Here is a 19,340-nt window from a genome sequence, read left to right as displayed (position 1 = left end):
ATGCCACCAACCCAATCTATCGATAATCACTTATAATTAGTTATAAAATGATTAAAATTTGCTGATAATATACCTCATTTAGAATTACTTGTCAAAATCAATTGTTCCCAATTCATCCTGGATAGCCGCCAATATTTGAGCTTGGACTTTACTAAAGCGCATCGTTCGCCGATACGCCAAGCCAATTCGAAACAACGGTTGGGGTTCATCAGCCAGTGGAATGGCACAAACGTTTGGATCATTGATACTAACAGCTTTGGTTAACAAACTAATGCCAATATTGTTAGCCACCATGTTAATGATACTCTGGGTTTCACTAGACCGAAAAGCAACCCGCGGGCGAATGTGATTTTGGTGAGCCAACGCATGAAATACTCGGTCGTGAACAAAATTATTTTTGAATAAGATAAACGCTTCATTTTTGAGCTCTTTGAATGCCAACTTGTCTGCCTTGGCTAATGGATGATCTCTTGCTACCAAAATAACAAATGGTCGACAATCAAACTCATCGATTACGATTTCTGGATCATCAATTTCACCCACGTATCCTAAAAACGAAACGTCCAACTTACCAGCTTTAAGATCACTTAATGCGGACAATGACCCTTCCTCGACCGTTCTCAATTGATCCAGTGCTGTTTTGGACAATTGCTTGGCGATTGTTGGAAAATAATTAGTTTCAATAATCGGCGGCATCCCAACGATGAGTTGCTGCTGCTCACTGTTGTGGATTTCCCGCATTGCGAGTTGATAATGGTACAAAATCTCTTGGGCGTGAACGAGCAATTGATCACCCGTATGCGTCAGCGTAATCGCCTGATGCGAATTGCCCCTTACCAACAACTGGCTGCCACAGGTAATTTCCAGTCGCTTAATCGCCGCCGAAATGGTTGGCTGGCTGACTCGGTAATTCTGGGCTACTTTCGAAAAATTTTTCTCTTCTGATAATGATACATAATATTGCAAATCTTTAATATTCATTGGTATTCCCCATTCATCAGCGTTTTACCGGCTATCATTAATTATCATAATAGAAATGTTGTCTTTTGACTATACTAACTTTCAAAGACTACCCTTGGTCAAAACAACTTGAAAGGTGGTTGGGCCATGACTCAAGCCCGTTTGGATAACCCATTTACTAACAAAGGAACTGCATTTACTAACGAAGAGCGCCAACAATTAGGCTTGGCGGGCATGCTGCCGCCGCGCGTTCAAACCTTGGCTGAACAGGCTAACGAAGTGTACAAACAATACCGGCAGCGGCCAACCGCTTTGGCTAAACGTCTCTTCTTGATGACTATTTTTAACGAAAACCGGGTCTTGTTCTTCAAGGTATTCAGCCAGCACGTGGCCGAATTAATGCCGATTGTTTATGACCCGACAATTGCCACCACCGTTGAAAACTACAGCCATTTGTTTGTTCAGCCACAAAATGCGGCCTTCCTTTCAATCGATGATCCTAAGTCAATTGAGGCATCGCTTAAAAACGCGGCTGGCGGCCGAAATATCCAGCTGCTTTGCGTCACTGACGGCGAAGGAATTTTAGGAATTGGTGATTGGGGCACTCAAGGAGTTGACATTGCAGTCGGCAAGTTGATGGTTTACACGGCAGCTGCTGGGATCGATCCGGCCAGTGTGTTGCCAGTTGTCATCGATGCCGGCACAAATAACGAACAGCTTTTAGCGGACCCCCTTTACTTGGGCAATCGATTCAAGCGGGTTCGTGGTGACCGTTACGATCACTTCATCGACCAATTTGTTGCCGCCGTTGAAAAGGTCTTTCCAGGCGTCTATTTGCACTTTGAAGACTTTGGCCGCTCAAATGCCGCCAAGATCTTGAATAAATTTAAAGACCGTCAACTCGTTTTCAACGATGACATTCAGGGGACTGGAATTATTGTTTTAGCCGGCATTATCGGCGCCCTCAACATTTCAAAGCAAAAGCTGATCGATCAAAGATACTTGTGTTTTGGGGCTGGAACGGCTGGCGCTGGCATCACCAGCCGGATCTATGGTGAAATGATTGACGCGGGATTATCGCCAGCGGAAGCTAAAAGTCACTTTTACTTAGTTGATAAGCAGGGACTATTGTTCGACGATATGCCTGACCTAACGCCCGAGCAGAAACCATTCGCTCGTTCTCGCAAAGAATTTACAAACGCGGCTGCCCTCACCGACCTGCTTGCAGTCGTCAAAGCCGTCCACCCCACCATTATGGTTGGTACGTCTACTCAACCCGGCGCATTTACCGAAGCAGTTGTTAAAGAAATGGCGGCTCATACCGATCGACCAATCATCTTCCCAATTTCCAACCCGACAAAATTAATTGAAGCGACTGCCGCCGATCTCATCAAGTGGACTGGCGGCCGGGCACTCGTTGCCACCGGAGTGCCGTCAGATGACGTACATTATCGGGGAACGACTTACGAAATTGGGCAAGCCAACAACGCGCTGATTTATCCGGGCTTAGGCCTCGGCGCAATTGCCAGTGCGGCATCCGTTCTCAACGATCAAATGATTTCTGCAGCTGCCCATTCTCTCGGTGGTATCGTTGACATCACCAAAGATGGTGCAGCCGTTTTGCCCCCAGTCACGAAACTCAGTGATTTTTCAGATACGGTTGCTAGCGCCGTTGCTCAAAGCGCCATTGATCAAAAATTGAATAAGCGACCAATTCAGTCGGTTAAAGCGGCAATTAATGCGGTAAAATGGGAACCAAAATACAAATAAGACGAGGAGCGAACAACATGATTGACTATCGAATTGAGGAAGATACATTGGGTAAGGTAAAAGTGCCAAAGGATGCTTTATGGGGGCCGCAAACTGAACGCAGCCGCAATAATTTCCCCACTGGCCCAATCATGCCCGTTCAACTCATCAGAGCACTCATCAATATCAAGTTAGCCGCTGCTAAAGTTAACCAGCAGCAGGGAAGTCTGGCAACTTCCAAAGCAGAGTTGATTAAAAAGGCCTGCCAGCAATTACTTTCACTGACAGACGTCGATCTCATGAAAGATTTTCCCCTGCGGGTTTTCCAAACCGGATCTGGGACGCAAACCAACATGAACGTTAACGAAGTAATCGCAAACCTTTGTCAGCAACTTGATGCCAACGTTGAAATTCTACCGAACGACGATGTCAACCATTCTCAAAGTTCTAACGATACTTTCCCATCAGCGATGAACATCGCCGCCTATCAATCGCTCACTAAACTGGAAACTGAAATTAAACACCTGATTGCGATTCTCAAGCAAAAGCAAACTGAATTCTGGCGGGTCGTCAAAATTGGCCGCACCCATCTCCAAGACGCCACCCCATTGACATTTGGTCAAGAAATCAGTGGTTGGGTGAGCACCTTGGAACACGATTTGCACTACCTTCAAGAAACCAGCCAGACGTTGCTGGAATTGCCAATCGGGGGTACCGCGGTCGGCACCGGTTTGAACACATTGCCTGAATTCGATAATGAAATGATCAAAACGTTAAGTTCAATGTATTCACTTGCCTTTCGCACCCAAAATAAGTTCTTCGGGTTAAGCAGTCATTCCGGCCTATCGGCAACCCACGGTATAGTCCGGACGTTGGCCGCTGATTTATTAAAAATCGCCAACGACATCCGGTTTCTGGCTAGTGGCCCCCGAGCTGGTTATGGTGAACTATCAATTCCAGCTAACGAACCTGGTTCTTCCATTATGCCGGGCAAGGTCAACCCCACCCAAGCAGAGGCCATCACGATGGCTGCTACTCGCGTGATGGGGAATGATACGACAATTGAGGTTGCTGCTAGTCAAGGAAACTTTGAGATGAACGTTTACAAACCAGTGATTATCTTTAGTTTCCTAGAATCCACTAGTTTGCTTACTGGCATTCTTCACAACTTTACTGACAAGCTTGTGGCTGGCATCACAGTGAACGCCGACCGCATGCAAGCGCTTGTCGATAACTCCTTAATGACCGTAACCGCCTTATCACCGCATATTGGCTATCATAAGGCAGCCGAGATTGCCCAATTAGCCCATCGAGAAGGGACTAATTTAAAGGCCGCCGCTTTAAAGCTGGGCTACGTATCAGCCACTGATTTTGACAACTGGATGAAGCCAATCGAAATGACAAAGATTGAGCGCCAAGATTCCAGCTCTCGGCCGGAAAATTGACTTTATAGATAATGATAGCGCGTCCTTCAACTTGATGAGGGACGCGCTATTTAACGTGTTTGAAGAGTTGTTTCAACATCATTTTATCTAATCACTTTTGAATTCGTCGTAGCGTTTGGGCAAACGCCGCTTGAGCCTTTTGACTCCTTAGAATAAGAAAGACAACAATCAGTTCAATGATTCGCGTCAAGATAATGAATTCAACCATGTAGGCTGACATACCGTTGGCAAACACACCGGCACTAGCCATTGGATAGCCAATCAAATCAATCATGACATGCAAGGTGATGGCAATCCAAATCGTCCCAGTGTACAAAGTGATCACACTGAATAACATGCCAACGCCAAATGCGGCAAAGATTTGCAGAAAGGTTGGCAAGAATCCTTGCCCCGAAACTAAATTATCAGCGTGGGACAAGCCAAACACACTAGAACTAATCAGCATTGCCCAGACAATTTTCTTTTGAGCTGATTGAGCTTTCACTGTCAATAGCGGCCATAAAAATAAATACCTAAAGATGAACTCTTCTTTGATGCCGACCCAAACAATTGTCGTCGCAATCATTACTAGTGAATGTGTCCCTAACTCAAGCTGAAATTTCGTTAATAATCGTGTCCAACTCCCAGCCGACATCCCTAAGTTCAACAATCCCGTCACAATTGCTAGGATTAGCCACCAATAATTAACACTTGAATTGATTTTAATCCTGGGCAGCTGGTAACCCCATTGGTCCATCGCGTAAATGACGATGGCAAATGATCCCAGATAGGATAACCATAAAATTGGATTTGATTGGCTGATCGAGAAGTTCAAAAATTGCGAATTAATTGAAGTCAAGTAGAGGGTCATCATCAAAAGCGCACTACCGCTAACTTGCCAACCAATCCCCTGAAGTGGCAGTAGCACTAGCTTCAAAAAGGGGATCAGCATGACACTAAACAAGATCAGGACAATGGCCATCACAAACCAGTTTGGAATGGCTAATTTGACAACCAACGGCGCGCCAAGCAAGCATAACGCCAACCCCAGGGAAAACGGAAATAGGCCAACTAAGATCAGTTTCAAAAAACCATTCACCATTGTCAATAACTGACGGCTACGCTGATTAGTTGTTACCAAAAGACCAGCTAACAAATCAATCCCAATTGGAATGAGGATGCCGCCGTGAATGATCAAAAAATTCATTTTTAGTAAGTAGATTGTACTCACAATCAAGGCAATTAACAGACACTCCACCTTAAAGACCAGAACTAGCAATTCCTTTTTCAAGCGCATTCCCTCGGTTCTTTCGAATTATAATTGATCACGTGGTAGAACCTCATGTTGGTTGAGCCAAACTTTAAAGGCCAGCTCTTCTATCGATTCATTAATCACCATCACAAATTTAGTCTCCTTCAGCTTACCAATTCGTGAAGATGGAAGGGGTCCTGCTGCTAATCGCTTTTCCTGATTTAATTACGGGGACAACCAAAGTTATCTTGTGCTAACAACGACATTTTTAAATTGCTTCACGTTATTTTCCCGTGGTAACCTGTCCCTGCCAAGCATTCATGCCACCTTTGACCGCAATCACCTTATGACCAGCATCGCTCAAGATGTTGGCGGCCATTTCACTTCGCCGACCAGATCGACAAATCAGGTACCACGGCTGGGGGTAATCTGGCTCATTAATCCCGTGGGTTATTTGAGACAACGGCCAATTTTTAGCGCTTGGAATATGCCCATCACGAAATTCATTTTCTTCGCGAACATCCACAATGGTCGGCTTCATCGACAGCTGCTTTTGCAATTGAGTAGTTGAAATTTGTTTGAATTTGGAAAACAACGTCATTATTCCTTCTTTCAAAATAATAGCTGGTTCTAATCGACAATCACTTATAATAACATTTTTGAACGACTTTCAAAAATATGAGCCAGATTGCTGAATCAGCAACCCTTGGGATCCTAACTGATTTTTAATAAAGCCCGCGAGATTAAATAAGTCCCTCATGGAGACCTTAATCGACTAGGACGACACTAACGGTGAGCTTTTACCAGCCGCCTAAACTGAACCGCTGCATCAACCACCACAACCAGGCCAATGACATAGCACGTAATGTTGAGGCCAGCCCCCATATAGAATAAACGAAACCAGCCGCTAACAAATGCTGCCCCACCGAATATAACCTCGCCACTTAGAAAAGGGACTGGAGAATTAATTACCCGCCGACCATAGCGAGATACCAGTAATCGTAATCCAATCGCCCCTGCCAAAAGAAAGTCTATCCACAGTAACCCGCTTGAGGTAGAAAGTTGCGTAATCCGTTCTACGAGTATGACCACAATCATAATATTAATGATGGTTGCAGGATGCTTCGAGGGAACCGACTTATCCAAAGTAATTGGAGACGATTCATTCAGATTACCCGTCAGTTCATCAAGTGAAATCTGATAAATGGCTGCTAATTGCGTTAATGAGTCAATATCCGGTCGATTTCGCCCGGTTTCCCAACTTGAAATTGTTTTCCGTGAAACATGTAATTGATTGGCTAATTCCTGTTGTGTGAAAGAAGCCTCACTCCTTTTTAATTTGAGTCGTTTCCCAAACTGATTTTCGACCATCATGATCCTCCTCAATGTACTGACAACTGGGCCTGCCAGCAAGCTATTCTCTCTAGCAATTGCGACGATTCAGCAATTAATTATCGTAAAACATGATCATTATGTATTTGAATAAAAAGCGGAAACCGGAAACCAACCGGCACTAATAAGATCATTCTAAATATTTTATACGCTAAATTGATAGTCACTGCAAGTTGACCATCAATTTCTAAAAATATGAATGGGCCTTATGTACAGAAATAACCATGAAGATAGTTCACGGTCATTTGATACGGTGCTTACCTCTCCAAATAAGCACAAATATTGGCAAAATGGCAACATACTTCCATATGCGGAATAATCTGCTCTAAATGGAAGTATCCTTCCATATTTTGTGTTATCCCTTATTTTGAGAAGTGAGCTCTAACCAAACATTGTTTTCAACTTATGATAGGTGTATCTTTATTGATAATTACTCATATGGATACCAACTATTCGGCATCTTATATGACCATCAATTTTCGAGGGTACATGAATTTTATTTCGGGGAGTTCATTCTGCACTGCAGTTCAATAGTTTTTGGATAAGGAGCTTGTCTATATGATTGAATTTAACCACCTGCAAAAAGTTTACGATTCGACGGTTGCTTTACGCGACTTGTCGTTAACCATCCCTAACGGTAAAATTTTCGGCTTTCTCGGCCATAACGGCGCCGGCAAATCGACCACCCTCAAAAGTTTAGTCAGCGTCATTGAACCCACTTCGGGAACCATTACCGTGGATGGTGACAATTTAGTCGACCATCGATTGGCAATTAAAAAGCGAATTGGCTACGTCCCTGATTCACCAGATATTTTTCTTGAACTAACCGCCAATGATTATTGGGACTTGATTGCCTCGGCTTATCAAATCCCCGCCGATTTGCGAAAGAAGCGCCAGGCCGAGCTCAGCGAGTTATTTGATATGGCTGCCCACGCTGATTCACCGATCGGCGACTTTTCTCATGGGATGCGACAAAAGGCAATTGTGATTGGCGCTTTGCTTCCAGATCCTGACATTTGGGTGTTGGATGAACCGATGACTGGTCTGGATCCCCAAGCAATTTACGACCTGAAACAGCTTATGAAAAAACACGCTGCCAAAGGCAAAACGGTCATTTTTTCGACCCACGTTCTCGCAACGGCCCAAGAGTTGTGTGACGACTTGGCGATTTTACGCCACGGCAATTTAATTTATAACGGGTCGGTTGACCAGCTTCTTAATACGATGCCCAACGCGACATTAGAAACCATCTACTTGAAGATGGCCGGCCGAGCCGCCGATCAACAAACCGTCAACGAGCTTGAGGGGAGTAGCCGAAATGATTAATCGCCAATTTCTGCAACTCATGAAGATCAACCTCCTTTACGCCAATCCTCAGCTCACTCGCCGTCAGCGCGAAAAGGGTAAGTCAGGCGCGGCTCTTTATCGCTCACTCATCAGTCAATATGTCATTATTGGCATCATTTTTGGGGTTGCTTTTGGTGGCATGATGACGCTTGCGAACTTAAATCAACATGTTGGGATCTTCACCAATCTAATTGCGCTCTTTACCGTTATCGGCTTGGCACAAACCGTCGCCGCCATTGATAACATCTTTTTTGAAAGCAAAGATCTCAAAGACTACCTCCCCCTACCTCTCAATCAATGGGCGGTTTTTACCGCTAAGTTTTCAGTTGTCGTACTAACGATTCTACCGATGGAAATCCCCGCTTGGGTGGTCTTTGTCTTGGCAGGCCTTCATCCAGGCCGGTTCATTGGTATTAGCTTTGTCGTTGGAACCATTATGTTTGTGCTTTTTTACACCTGCTTGTTTCTAATTTGTTCGGTTGCCATTTTTAGCTTTGCGCAAACGGCCATCTATCAAAAGCATCAAAAAGGCATGACGTTTTTGATGACTGGCCTATCAATGATTGCCATGTTTGTGGCGATTTTTATTATGAATATCGGCGATGAAGCCGCCGCAGCGGGGGCACCAATTATTCCAGGCTTTTCTGCTTTACACCAGGTGGTTGCCGAACCACTCAGTATGGGAAGTCTGGTAACCGTCTCAATCATGCTAGTCGTGATTGCCAGCCTAGGCGTTATTATGCAAAAGGTCTTACTGCCAAAGGTGCTGGGTGGCCTCAACATTCAACAGATTTCCAAAGCCCCTCACAAGCATCGCGGTGGTGGCATTACGCGCCAGTTGCTTCGCTATAACTTGGGGCTGCTATGGAATCCCACCTTGTTAATGCAATCATTTTCGCTAACCTTATTTCCGGTTTGCATTTTTACAATCATCATGGTCTTTCAAAACAACCTATCACTCGCTACCCTAACCGCAAACGATGCGGGGGTGACGTTTCTAGCTGGGTTAGCCATTGCAATGATGGCGATTAATCAAGGGTCGCTTGCCGGCGTATTTATTTCGCTGGACCGCCAAAACTTAGCGTTCATCAAATCATTACCAATTGGGTTTAAACAGTACCTCTGGTTTAAATTCAAATTAGTGTTAGCAATCCAAAGTCTGGCATTAATCGTACTCGCCGTCATATTAGGCATCCTGGCTAAGCTGATGTGGTTCGACCTGGTGACGCTTTGCATTGGGATTCTTTTGGGAAACTTAGTCGCCAGTGCCTACAATTACACCCGTGATTGGCGCCTATTAGACCTCACGTGGACCAATGTCACCCAGTTATTTAACCGTGGCGGCGGCAATTTGGTAATCGGTTTAGTGACCTTTGGCGCCCTCATGATTGGCATCGCCCTCATTGTGGCTTACTTCTTCTTGGTGAACACTTATTCGCCACTCATCGTCAATAGTTTGGCATTATTACTGATGGCCGTTCCTAGCATTGGCCTTTTGTGGCATTACTATCGATATTGGCAACAAGCAGACTTAGCTTTGTAGGATCCCGCTTAGCGCTGGATTTATTATTCATCGATGCTTTTCAAAAATTCTTTAGCGACAACCCCACCGGTTGTTACTAAAGAATTTTTAGTTTGCTCACTATTCCCTTGAAATCCGCGGTTAGCCACCTCAAGGAAAACCACGCTTCACTTAATAAAGGTTTGGATCTCTACTGCATATTTTTTCAGCAATCGATGCTGATAATTTTTCGACTTTGATGAGCGCTTCACGTGATGCCAAAGAATCGCGGCTACCTTTATTTTTTGATTAAACCGTGAACTATCGGGATCGGCGCAAAAGGCTTTCACAAAATGGTTCCACTGATACGTCGCTTCTTCTTGAGACTGCTTAACGAGATTATCTGGCTGCTGATACGCCCGGATTAAATCGCCAACCGTCATGGTCAAATCGTGGTCAGCTTCCGCCTTACGTTTGATAACCGCCATTTTCTTTTTGAATGAAAACTGAGGAACACCAAAATAATCGGCAAAGAACTGCCGGGCCTCTCGATTAAAGGAAAATCCCGAATCAACTAATGGGGTACTTAACGAGATGTCGTTATGGCTTAGGCGCGTACGAGGCAGCTTGGGTTGCCTAACCGGCAAAATTTGTTGTTTAGGAATTCCCGATAAGTAAGCTCGCAAATAACGGGTTAATTCGGCCTTGGTGCCGTATGTTGGCAAATTGTATCTGCGACATAATTTAATGAGGTCGGTTTTGTAATAGTAGTGGGCGTTAAATTGTTTAAGGGTGAGTTGGGTCATGATGCCTCCAATCATGTTCATACCTTGATTATACCCTAATGGCTGATTTCAAATTGCAAAACCCCTGAAATCGTGTATGCTAGTGATTAATTAACGATTACTAAAGGGGCTATCACATGCAACTTAACTTACAACACGCAAATATTGCCTATCAACTTTTTGGCGAAGGCCAGCCAATTATTTTTCTCCATGGCATGGGGATGGATCATCATTCGATGCAAATACCGTATGAGCCCATCCTCGCTAGCCGGCCTTATAAAAGGCTTTGACCTTCCTGGAATGGGTGCCAGCTCGGGCTTAGCGACTGCAACCAGCGATGCCATGCTCACGACATTAATTCAAGCGATTCAACACCTTATTGGCAACCAATCTTTCATTCTCTGTGGCCATTCATATGGGGGCTACTTAGCACTTGGCCTTGCCAATCAATTGTCAAACCTTGTCCAAGGGCTCTTTTTGACCTGCCCGGTTATTACGGCCAATGCCCAAAAACGATTGACCGCCAGCCCGTTAAACATTATTCAAGAAAAGGTTAGTCCTACGACCCATTCAGAATTCTATGATGACTATCTCAACATGACTGTAAATATCAATCAAGAAAGCTGGCACGCGTATCAGCAGCAAGTTATCCCCGCAATTCAAGCAGCCAATAAACCATTTTTAGATCAACTAACCGGCAACCATTTTCAAAACTATCAATTGGCATTTGAAAACAGTCTCAAAAACGCCCATTACCAAATGCCCCTAACAATGCTGGTTGGCCACCATGATTCGGTGGTTGGTTACCAAGAACAACTCCAAGTCGCCACCCAATCTCCTCAAGGTGAGCTTATTTTACTGAATCACGCCGGGCATAACTTACCGTTTGATCAACCCAAAGCAGTTGCTTTTCATTTTAGGCGCTTCTTGTCCGAATTAGCTTAAGCTCCGTTATCTAAACGATTCTACAAATTTTCAAGTGGAGATGGTTCAATTGTCAACTTTACTGTTATCTTCGCGGGCTTTTAAAACGCCAGCCATTACTCAAGCCTTTATCAACATGTTACCTGATCATCATCAATATTCGGAAATTTCAATCATTGTCAACTCAGTAAAAGAAGGCCGCCTTCACCCCAAAATGATTGCATTACAAACTCAACTTCACGCGTTGGGTTTTCGGAACGTCACCTTATTCGATGTTTTCCAAGATAATCTTGACATTCTTAAGCAATCTGATGCCCTTATATTGAATGGCGGGTATGAATTTTATCTACTCCATGCGCTAAAAAGCTCAAATGCTGATCAAGTCATTAATGATTTAGCTCAAAATAATCGTCCAATTTATGGCATTAGTGCGGGGGCAATCGTGCTTGGGCCTGATTTGCAGCTCTACCAATACCTATATCCGGAAGATAATCTGCTACAAGATAAGGACTTGAACGGGCTAAAACTAACAACCACCAGAATCTACCCCCATTTTGACCAACACGCAATTACAAACCCGGGACTTATAGATCAAATAAACCATTGGGAGAACACCCATCATCAATCAGTCATCCGACTTAACAATGATGAAGGGCTTCTCATTCAAGATGAAAATGTTAAAAGACTATAATCGGAAACCAATTAATTGAGTTTTCGATTTTTTAATATGTAAACTAATGGTTTCTTGTTGGCCACCACCATGTATGATATGGTGCAAACAGGCTCATGATCATTTATCAGGAGTCTTATAATTGACACGTCCGTTTTATAATAAAGGAGCATCTAATCTTGAAGAAGCACCTATTTGGCATCATAGTTGCAATTTCACTAGTATTTGCAATGATGAGCTGGGGGCTCAGTCAAATTTGGATCCAACTATTTCCACAGGTTGCGTCGTTGATGACAGCAACGACCATTATTATCTTTTCACTTATCGCAATCAAAATTACTGACACATTGGAAAACAATTGATCAAGTACCGGGGGGATTGTTTAAGCCACTATCGAATACTCGCAGGAGGTCATAAGCAGATGATGAAACACGTTGCCAAAGTGACAACTCAAATCACTAACCAGTGGTTTGTCATTACCATCTTGGTCAACATTATTTTTTTGCCAATTGAGTTACTACTCCACCGCCGAAACAACCTAGTCGATTTGATTCAAGCCACCGGCCAGGTCATCCAAGACTACGGCCTAGCAGGATTGGGTCTGATGGTACTATTGTTGGCTGCCGGCTGGCTCATTCTCTTTTTAATCATCTTTTTCTTTGTCTGGCTGAATCAAGCTCTCGCTAAACGAGACTATTTCCACAAATGAGGTTAATGATGACGAAAATCATTCAGTTCCTTAACGATATCAAGAACCATCCGATTAGTACTATTTTCTTAATCGCAGCCATTGCTGGCTTCAATTGGATTATTTCATCGAATAAAGTTATTAGCTGGATCATCATTTGCCTGCCAGTTGTATTTTGGCTATTTATTATTTTCGAATTTTGGAGGTCGCAGCAAAATCAAAACTCAAAGTAATTCGTTCACCAAACTAATCGCCAGCCACCAACGACTGTGGTCAGGATTATTCTTGATATCATTACTGCTCATTGCCTTCTTTTGTGATTATGGTCGACGATATTGGCAGCATAACTGGCTACTTTTTATCGGCTCAGCGCTGATTGAAGGTAACTGTGCTGGTTACGTTGGCAAGCGCATTTTCCAATCACTCGCCCGGAAGTTTCGTACTCATTATCGGGCGAAGCAGCCTGCAAAATCAGAAACCAGCCGCAAACCATGAAGGCGGTTCGAAAACTTTTCGATCCCTTTTAATCCCAATCAAAACAATATCGTCTCGCCATCGCTGCTCAGCAAACCAGTCAAATTGGCCGTCTTTGCTTTAAGCTGGTAACCCTTTACTGGCATTTGCTGATTATTGGGACCATCCTTACCTTGATTCTTTTAACCAAATCGATTATCCTGATCATTTTTTGGCATTGTTAGGTTTTGCTAATTGCACTAACGCTAACTAATTGGCCACGGCTGGGGGTCATCAGCGTCTTATTAAGTATGCTGGCGTTCATCGTTCTCGAGACCGCCGGCTGATCGCACTCATGACTAACGGAGGATCAATTCATGACAAGCTATAACCAAAAATCATTATTACTTAACGTCTTAAATGAAATTTGCGAACGCTTAAATATTCGTGACAGTTCTTTAATCTTCCTAAACTATCAGTTTACTAACGAGCAAATTCGAGATTTGTACCAATACCTAACGTTAAAAGACTCCTTGGAATCAACCGTGGAGTCCTTTGAGTTATCCCAAGAGTTAATGAGTATTCAACCAGAATTACCGCAAGAAGCCGCTGAAACAATGGCCACCGAGCTAATCGAAGCATTTAAAACCGAGGAAAAGTTTGAAAACGTTTGGGTCAAAAAGGGGGCTGGCAGCAAGCCAATTTAGCTTGTGTCAGTCCCCTTTACTGCTTATTTTTCAATCGCTGCAGCTGATCTAAAATCCGGGTCTTTGAATATTGACCACTTCTAAGGGTTTCATCACTTAATTGATTGAGTGTCTTGTAGAGCCAAAGACTTAACTCAAAATAGTCCTGATGAGAAATCGCAAATTCAAGTTGAACTAAGTGTTCAGCGGCTTGGCCATACTTGCCTTCATCGATTAAACGTTGTAAGTCCACTTGGTGTGGTAACTTTTGAGCCTGTTTTTTTGGAAATACAATTTGCGTTGGGCCGCCATTCTTACCGCTAATCATGACACCTAGGCCTTGGCCAATTGACCGAATTTGTCGGGTTAAGAAATCTTCATCTTGTTGCATAATCCCACTCCTATCTTCTTGATTCACGCTCAGATTAGCATGGTAAGATAGGTTGTAGTAGTGTTAATCATGCTGAATTCTCAAATGTCAACATTTTTATCCGTTCGCAACGGAAACCAAACTAGAAACTAAGGGGATGCTGTTTGCGTGTACGTTACCAGTCAATTAATTCAATTACGAAAATCACAGGGGCTCACCCAAAACGAATTAGCAAAGAAAATCCACGTTTCACGTCAAACAGTGTCACACTGGGAAAATGGCCGGACCTATCCAGACATCCAAAGCCTATTACTGCTTGCCGAACTTTATGACGTTGACGTCAACGACCTCATTAGCGGTGATCTTCAAACAATGCGGGGAAACTTACTGCAGAAAAAGATCCGCTGGTTAATTGTGGGCGTTTTACTGTGTGGTTTATTCACCTATGGCGCTTTAGCCAGTATGCGCTGGCTACCTGCTGGTATTTCCATGATGCTAGTCGCCTCGTTTGCAACGTTAGGTGTTGTTTTAAGTGTTATTCTGATCAATCGAACCAACTCGCTTAAACTCTATACTTATCGGCAAATTTTGACTTATTTAAAGACCGGCGAGATCTCCCACGCTAAGCCCAGAAGCCGGCGACACCAGCTGGTCATGATTCTTTTGGCCGCTTTGCTAGGGGCCATTATCGGGGCTGCCCTATCGCTTTTAATTGGTATTAATTTCTTACATTGGTCGTTACTTTAGTCGACCTACTTAACCTGAATGACGGCATCCATTACCCACCAAATTGCTGTCCAAACAACCAATGGCTGCCAAAATTGCTGAACGGCGCCGCTAATTGATTGACCCCAGCGGACTAAGTAGTAATTGCTTTTGTGATATTTATTATGATCAATTATTACACTGGCCGTCCGCGAGAGAAAGTAAAGCATCAGGCCAAACGCTGCTGACTGGACGATTGCCAAGATTACCAGACTTAATTTCACTTTTATCAACATCCACACCTCTTTTTCATCCCATCATTTGTTGCAATTCCTCAATCACGTAAGCCGTTAGACAAATTGCCGAACTCACAATCAAGAACGGAAAGTAGCCTTTAATCGAAAACCGTTTCAAATCAAACCGTATTTTAATCAGTGTAACTAATAAAGCTGAACCAACCGCAACTAATCCATATAACCAAACCATTTGAAAGCCTCAATTTCGTTATTATTAATAAGTCGACTTTATCACCTCCGCAAACCCTGACAAAGAACTCACTGGTTGCACCCGGTTTACGTTTGCAATTAATTTTTGCTTCGAAAACCAACTTTTAGATGTTATATTGGACATAGAACAACGATAGAAAGGTGGTGTACTATGGCCGACTTATCCCAGCAACTCAAAAAAGCCCGGCTTAATAAGGGGCTTTCTCAAAATGAAGTCGCTACGATCCTACATATTTCCCGCCAATCAATTTCAAAGTGGGAAAACGGTCGTAGTTATCCAGATATTGATAATTTAATTTCATTAAGCCAGCTTTATGGCATTTCGACCGATCAATTGTTGCAGCACCATGACCAACTGGCTCAAGAAGCCAAGGACCGCCAAACCATCCCAATGGGCGACGTTTCGCCTCAGAAAGTCACCATGGCGCTTTACCAAAATAACGACGAGGGCATTATTCTATTGATCCTATCCCTGGTGTCTGCCCTTGTCCCCATTGTCGGCGTATTTTTGCCGATTTACGTTCTTTGGCGCAATAATAAATACAACAGCCTCCACAAAACAATTATCGTGGTCTCGGCTGTTGTCATCTTCATTAGTTTGATAAGCCTTTACGTGATCGTCAGTGATAACTGGCTGCATCCATCAGGCACCAAGGTTTATCGGATTAATTAGCGGTTACATGGATTTTATGGTCAGCAACCCGCGTTTTTAAAGATGTTCGATAAATAACACTGCCGACTTTCCGCGTCATATGTAATGTCACTTTATTATAAGCCGGTTGAGAAACATATTTTTTAACAATTGAACCCACCAGCCCGTGAGCGGAAACGTGAGAAACATTGGTAATTGTATTGCCGTGAGTTGTCACGTCATACTTGGCTTCCCAAGATAACGCGGAGACGTGGGAAACCCGATAAGTAGCGGCGTGAGTCCGGATACTGATACACATCGTTAATAAGCACGTGGTAGCCACTATCATTAGTTTATTCGTCACGGCCACCTCCTATCTCAATTCATTATTCTTAAAGATACCGCATTCTAGCTATTTGCACAATCTTAGTCTTGAATTTCTTGGAAAGTGCCAACGTCTAATACAAGGGTGATCGCGACAATTAAGATAATTTGCAGGAGGTCACTTTCTTGGAATTGACGGTTGACAATCGCCATAATTGGATTTAGTAAGAAAATAATGCCCATTAAATTGATAACCCCAAATATAATTGAAAACAAAATTCGCTTTAAACTCATGGTACTCACCTTTCCCCCGGATGCTTGGCGATAAGTAATTAATGTTATTAACTGATAAGATAACCCAATCAAGAATATCGCACTTTACATCTACCCTAGCATAAAATGACTGCTTGCCAAGAACGCAGTGGTTTACATTGACTAACCGCCCCTCAGGTTAATCGGAAACTAGGTTTGCGATAAGTATAAGTTGCTGTTAGTCTATAAGTTTTGTTATCTAAAGTCAAACAAATGAATTATTAATTGTTTCAAAGGTATTTATGAATGGCTTAGCTTAATCTAAAATAAAAAGGCCGGCTCTCATCAACTAAACGAGTGTAATTGATGAGGTCCGGCCTTAACTTTAATTATCACGTGACTAACCCAAGTTCGAACGCCGCTTTTGTGTTTTCATCTCTTTAATAATCTTGAGGGCGCGCTTGCGAGTCTTAATATTAGGACTCTTTAATCGTCGATAGGCAGTTGCAAGATCTTGTTTTTCCATGAGAAGCCTCCTATTGAATTTTACCAGCTGGCCTTATGAACCCCAGGAATTTGGCCAAGGTGGGCATATTTGCGGAAATTCAGCCGCGACATATCAAACTTTCTCATATAACCGCGTGGCCGGCCATCCAAGTGATCGCGGTTTCGAAGCCGATTGGGATTGGAATCTTTCGGCAGCTTTCGCAGCGCTTCATAGTCGCCCTTTGCTTTTAATTCCCGTCGTAACACAGCATACTTCGCAATTAATTTCTTTTGTTTTTCAGCTTTTGCAATTTTAGATTTTTTTGCCACAGTTTATTCCTCCTAGTGAGCGAGGCAAAGCGGTTAGCAGTTGCCGTGGGTCTTTGCCAGTGGAAAGCCACGGACTTCGCATTTTGCTGGCGGTGCTTACCTCCAGATTCCTGCTTTGCGGTGCTGTTCTATTATTTCACTTCCCTAAAAATCGCCTTGCGTCGGAGCTTTGGCGAATACTTCTTGAGTTCCAGTCGGTCTGGATTATTCGTTAGATTCTTACTGGTCAAATAAATTCGTTCGCCAGTTTCAACACATTCCAAAACAATATTTTTTCTCATATCAACCACTCCTTCCGTTATTTGCTAGTTTAATTTTAAATAGTAATCGTTACGTTTTATAATTATGCCACGTTCAGCCATTATGTCAAGGATCAATTTTTAGCCGTAAGGAGCAACCTTAGGGCCACTGACAGACAACAGCGCCAAAGCCATCAATTGATGTCACTTTGGCGCTGCCTAACCTTAAACAATCATACTCTTACAACGTTCCCTTATTTTTTCGATAATGATAAATGGCTTCGCATACCAATCCACCCAGCCAAAGCCCAATGGTAATCGAAACGGCATCACTAGAAGGCTGAAGCTTTAAGTACCATTCAATCCCAACAATCAACGTAACGAGTACCACCAACGGCCAAATAAACTTCCGCTCAGCCGGCAGTCTTGAAATTCTCGACTTGCCAGTCAATTCTTCAGTTAGGCTCCCAACTCGCATCATCACCAATAAGTTACCCAGTCCAATGAGAAGTAACAATGCCTCCGCTAGTCCCTGGTGCTTAATAAAGACCAAGCTGCCGACAAAAATGATGTCGATGGCCACCGTAAACCCCTTGATGGGCCGGATCCAGTCTAATACTTCTTGCTTCTTCAAATATTCTTTCATGCCAACATCCTCCTTTAAAAGGACATCCAAAGAGAGCTGGTAAAAATTACTGAGCTTGATTAAACTATCAATATCAGGGTAGCTATTTTCGGTTTCCCAGCTGGAGATTGTCTGCCGAGAAACGTTTAGATGGTCCGCAACGATTTGCTGCGTTAGTTGTCGTTTTATCCGTGCTTGCTTTAATCGCGCGCCAAATCTCATTTGAATGTCCTCTTTTCTTGCTGATGAGTTTACTTTAGAACCAAATTAAGCTTCTGCCTAGCAAAGATTCTCTGCACTGCATGAAACCAGGATTGGTTGGCGTACAAGAAACTTCATGGTTTCCGGTTACCACTTTACCGTTTGTTTAATCATATGCTATTTTTGGTAGAAAAGGCTGGTGTAATCATATGGTAACCTCACAAATTAATATTCGACCGCTCCATCAAAACGATTTAAGCCCCTTTTGGCAAATTGCCTTTAGCGATCCCAACGCAGAATGGACAAAATGGAATGGGCCTTATTTTCGTGATGTCCTTCCTTCAAAAGCCATTTTTATGACTAAAGTTGGGCCACAAAAATGGCTTGAAAATGATGATCGCTGGGTGATTACATTAAATAACGAACTTGTCGGCTCAGTTTCGGCTTATTTTGAAGATGGTCACCTCAAGCATTGGCTAGAAGTCGGAATTGTGATCTACCAACCAGATCTCTGGGGCCAACACATCGGCCAAATCGCGTTACAACAATGGTTAGACCACCTATTCACCGACGTTACCCAGTTACCGCACATCGGCTTTACAACCTGGTCTGGTAACAAACGCATGATGGCCCTTGGTGAAAAAATTGGTATGAAGCTCGAAGGCCAAATTCGCCAGGTCAGATTTTGGCATCATCGGTACTATGACTCAGTTAAATACGGTATTTTAAGATCAGAGTGGGAACAGTCACCCTTCCATCTAAACAGGCAATAACCAACCTTGCCGCAAATTTCTTTCACACCACAAACAATCCAATTCACCAACAAAAAGTCTTTGAGTA

The 19,340-nt window shown here is 43.3% G+C and carries 28 protein-coding genes; 14 read left to right on the top strand and 14 right to left on the bottom strand.

Going from position 1 to position 19,340, the window contains the following annotated elements; translation table 11 throughout:
• Nucleotides 1–84: 84 nt before the first annotated feature.
• Nucleotides 85–981, bottom strand: coding sequence for a LysR family transcriptional regulator (locus YK48G_RS03310; RefSeq protein ID WP_203629291.1), 897 nt, complete (start codon nucleotides 979–981; stop codon nucleotides 85–87).
• A gap of 126 nt (nucleotides 982–1,107) precedes the next feature.
• Between YK48G_RS03310 and YK48G_RS03305 the strand changes: the two genes are divergently transcribed.
• Nucleotides 1,108–2,730, top strand: coding sequence for a malolactic enzyme (locus tag YK48G_RS03305; RefSeq protein ID WP_203629290.1), 1,623 nt, complete (start codon nucleotides 1,108–1,110; stop codon nucleotides 2,728–2,730).
• A gap of 17 nt (nucleotides 2,731–2,747) precedes the next feature.
• A complete protein-coding gene (locus YK48G_RS03300) occupies nucleotides 2,748–4,154 on the top strand; it encodes a class II fumarate hydratase (RefSeq protein ID WP_203629289.1) in 1,407 nt (468 codons plus the stop codon).
• A gap of 91 nt (nucleotides 4,155–4,245) precedes the next feature.
• On the opposite strand, the gene YK48G_RS03295 is transcribed toward YK48G_RS03300, so the two are convergent.
• The 3 genes from YK48G_RS03295 to YK48G_RS03285 form a co-directional block, all read right to left on the bottom strand.
• Nucleotides 4,246–5,424, bottom strand: a complete 1,179-nt coding sequence (locus tag YK48G_RS03295) for a CPBP family intramembrane glutamic endopeptidase (protein ID WP_232365264.1) — start codon at nucleotides 5,422–5,424, stop codon at nucleotides 4,246–4,248.
• A gap of 244 nt (nucleotides 5,425–5,668) precedes the next feature.
• Complete coding sequence (locus YK48G_RS03290; RefSeq protein WP_203629288.1) at nucleotides 5,669–5,986, bottom strand: rhodanese-like domain-containing protein; 318 nt, start codon at nucleotides 5,984–5,986, stop codon at nucleotides 5,669–5,671.
• 185 nt (nucleotides 5,987–6,171) lie between these two features.
• Entirely contained in the window at nucleotides 6,172–6,756 is a 585-nt protein-coding gene (locus YK48G_RS03285; protein ID WP_203629287.1) for a helix-turn-helix domain-containing protein, read from the bottom strand.
• A gap of 579 nt (nucleotides 6,757–7,335) precedes the next feature.
• Here YK48G_RS03285 and YK48G_RS03280 point away from each other — a divergent pair.
• Nucleotides 7,336–8,103 carry an ABC transporter ATP-binding protein gene (locus YK48G_RS03280; protein ID WP_203629286.1) on the top strand — a complete coding sequence of 256 codons (768 nt, stop codon included), beginning with the start codon at nucleotides 7,336–7,338 and terminating at the stop codon, nucleotides 8,101–8,103.
• Complete coding sequence (locus YK48G_RS03275; protein WP_203629285.1) at nucleotides 8,096–9,667, top strand: ABC transporter permease; 1,572 nt, start codon at nucleotides 8,096–8,098, stop codon at nucleotides 9,665–9,667. Before YK48G_RS03280 ends, YK48G_RS03275 begins: the two co-directional genes overlap by 8 nt.
• Nucleotides 9,668–9,813: 146 nt before the next feature.
• Here the strand turns inward: YK48G_RS03275 and YK48G_RS03270 are convergent, their stop codons facing one another.
• Nucleotides 9,814–10,452: an SAP domain-containing protein gene (locus YK48G_RS03270; protein ID WP_232365263.1), complete on the bottom strand. Its 639-nt coding sequence runs from the start codon at nucleotides 10,450–10,452 to the stop codon at nucleotides 9,814–9,816.
• A 95-nt stretch (nucleotides 10,453–10,547) separates the two neighbouring features.
• Between YK48G_RS03270 and YK48G_RS03265 the strand changes: the two genes are divergently transcribed.
• From YK48G_RS03265 to YK48G_RS03235, 7 genes are all read left to right on the top strand, one after another.
• Nucleotides 10,548–10,700, top strand: a complete 153-nt coding sequence (locus YK48G_RS03265) for a hypothetical protein (RefSeq protein WP_203629284.1) — start codon at nucleotides 10,548–10,550, stop codon at nucleotides 10,698–10,700.
• A gap of 10 nt (nucleotides 10,701–10,710) precedes the next feature.
• Nucleotides 10,711–11,355 carry an alpha/beta fold hydrolase gene (locus YK48G_RS03260; protein WP_203629283.1) on the top strand — a complete coding sequence of 215 codons (645 nt, stop codon included), beginning with the start codon at nucleotides 10,711–10,713 and terminating at the stop codon, nucleotides 11,353–11,355.
• 40 nt (nucleotides 11,356–11,395) lie between these two features.
• On the top strand, nucleotides 11,396–12,025 hold the full coding sequence (locus tag YK48G_RS03255; protein WP_203629282.1) for a Type 1 glutamine amidotransferase-like domain-containing protein: 630 nt from the start codon (nucleotides 11,396–11,398) through the stop codon (nucleotides 12,023–12,025).
• A gap of 158 nt (nucleotides 12,026–12,183) precedes the next feature.
• Nucleotides 12,184–12,366: a hypothetical protein gene (locus tag YK48G_RS03250; protein ID WP_203629281.1), complete on the top strand. Its 183-nt coding sequence runs from the start codon at nucleotides 12,184–12,186 to the stop codon at nucleotides 12,364–12,366.
• Between the two features lie 59 nt (nucleotides 12,367–12,425).
• Nucleotides 12,426–12,713 (top strand): hypothetical protein, encoded by a 288-nt coding sequence (locus YK48G_RS03245; protein WP_203629280.1) that lies wholly within the window; start codon nucleotides 12,426–12,428, stop codon nucleotides 12,711–12,713.
• Nucleotides 12,714–12,977: 264 nt separating this feature from the next.
• The gene (locus YK48G_RS03240; RefSeq protein ID WP_203629279.1) at nucleotides 12,978–13,187 is read left to right on the top strand and encodes a hypothetical protein; all 210 of its coding nucleotides are present in this window, start codon (nucleotides 12,978–12,980) and stop codon (nucleotides 13,185–13,187) included.
• A gap of 335 nt (nucleotides 13,188–13,522) precedes the next feature.
• The gene (locus tag YK48G_RS03235) at nucleotides 13,523–13,852 is read left to right on the top strand and encodes a hypothetical protein (RefSeq protein ID WP_203629278.1); all 330 of its coding nucleotides are present in this window, start codon (nucleotides 13,523–13,525) and stop codon (nucleotides 13,850–13,852) included.
• 16 nt (nucleotides 13,853–13,868) lie between these two features.
• Here the strand turns inward: YK48G_RS03235 and YK48G_RS03230 are convergent, their stop codons facing one another.
• A complete protein-coding gene (locus tag YK48G_RS03230; RefSeq protein WP_203629277.1) occupies nucleotides 13,869–14,222 on the bottom strand; it encodes a DUF6483 family protein in 354 nt (117 codons plus the stop codon).
• A gap of 147 nt (nucleotides 14,223–14,369) precedes the next feature.
• Here YK48G_RS03230 and YK48G_RS03225 point away from each other — a divergent pair, with 147 nt between their 5' ends.
• On the top strand, nucleotides 14,370–14,948 hold the full coding sequence (locus YK48G_RS03225; protein WP_203629276.1) for a helix-turn-helix transcriptional regulator: 579 nt from the start codon (nucleotides 14,370–14,372) through the stop codon (nucleotides 14,946–14,948).
• Between the two features lie 5 nt (nucleotides 14,949–14,953).
• Here YK48G_RS03225 and YK48G_RS03220 read toward each other — a convergent pair whose 3' ends face one another.
• Together YK48G_RS03220 and YK48G_RS03215 are read right to left on the bottom strand one after the other, a co-directional pair.
• Nucleotides 14,954–15,202, bottom strand: a complete 249-nt coding sequence (locus YK48G_RS03220) for a hypothetical protein (protein WP_203629275.1) — start codon at nucleotides 15,200–15,202, stop codon at nucleotides 14,954–14,956.
• 13 nt (nucleotides 15,203–15,215) lie between these two features.
• Entirely contained in the window at nucleotides 15,216–15,392 is a 177-nt protein-coding gene (locus YK48G_RS03215) for a hypothetical protein (protein WP_203629274.1), read from the bottom strand.
• A gap of 171 nt (nucleotides 15,393–15,563) precedes the next feature.
• Between YK48G_RS03215 and YK48G_RS03210 the strand changes: the two genes are divergently transcribed.
• Entirely contained in the window at nucleotides 15,564–16,085 is a 522-nt protein-coding gene (locus YK48G_RS03210) for a helix-turn-helix domain-containing protein (protein WP_203629273.1), read from the top strand.
• On the opposite strand, the gene YK48G_RS03205 is transcribed toward YK48G_RS03210, so the two are convergent.
• The 6 genes from YK48G_RS03205 to YK48G_RS03180 all read right to left on the bottom strand — a co-directional run bounded on the left by YK48G_RS03205 (nucleotide 16,078) and on the right by YK48G_RS03180 (nucleotide 18,521).
• Nucleotides 16,078–16,407: a DUF5626 family protein gene (locus YK48G_RS03205; RefSeq protein WP_203629272.1), complete on the bottom strand. Its 330-nt coding sequence runs from the start codon at nucleotides 16,405–16,407 to the stop codon at nucleotides 16,078–16,080. The genes YK48G_RS03210 and YK48G_RS03205 overlap by 8 nt on opposite strands.
• Before the next feature lie 62 nt (nucleotides 16,408–16,469).
• Nucleotides 16,470–16,661: a hypothetical protein gene (locus tag YK48G_RS03200; protein WP_203629271.1), complete on the bottom strand. Its 192-nt coding sequence runs from the start codon at nucleotides 16,659–16,661 to the stop codon at nucleotides 16,470–16,472.
• Between the two features lie 358 nt (nucleotides 16,662–17,019).
• The gene (locus tag YK48G_RS03195) at nucleotides 17,020–17,145 is read right to left on the bottom strand and encodes a putative metal homeostasis protein (protein WP_203629270.1); all 126 of its coding nucleotides are present in this window, start codon (nucleotides 17,143–17,145) and stop codon (nucleotides 17,020–17,022) included.
• Between the two features lie 20 nt (nucleotides 17,146–17,165).
• Entirely contained in the window at nucleotides 17,166–17,435 is a 270-nt protein-coding gene (gene rpsN / locus YK48G_RS03190; RefSeq protein WP_203629269.1) for a 30S ribosomal protein S14, read from the bottom strand.
• 131 nt (nucleotides 17,436–17,566) lie between these two features.
• On the bottom strand, nucleotides 17,567–17,716 hold the full coding sequence (gene rpmG, locus YK48G_RS03185; RefSeq protein ID WP_203629268.1) for a 50S ribosomal protein L33: 150 nt from the start codon (nucleotides 17,714–17,716) through the stop codon (nucleotides 17,567–17,569).
• Nucleotides 17,717–17,915: 199 nt separating this feature from the next.
• A complete protein-coding gene (locus YK48G_RS03180; protein WP_203629267.1) occupies nucleotides 17,916–18,521 on the bottom strand; it encodes a helix-turn-helix domain-containing protein in 606 nt (201 codons plus the stop codon).
• 188 nt (nucleotides 18,522–18,709) lie between these two features.
• Between YK48G_RS03180 and YK48G_RS03175 the strand changes: the two genes are divergently transcribed.
• Nucleotides 18,710–19,273, top strand: a complete 564-nt coding sequence (locus YK48G_RS03175) for a GNAT family N-acetyltransferase (RefSeq protein WP_203629266.1) — start codon at nucleotides 18,710–18,712, stop codon at nucleotides 19,271–19,273.
• Nucleotides 19,274–19,340 lie beyond the last annotated feature (67 nt).

Source organism: Lentilactobacillus fungorum (genome assembly GCF_016860605.1).
Lineage (GTDB): Bacteria > Bacillota > Bacilli > Lactobacillales > Lactobacillaceae > Lentilactobacillus > Lentilactobacillus fungorum.
This window is presented reverse-complemented; position numbering and strand designations above follow the sequence as displayed.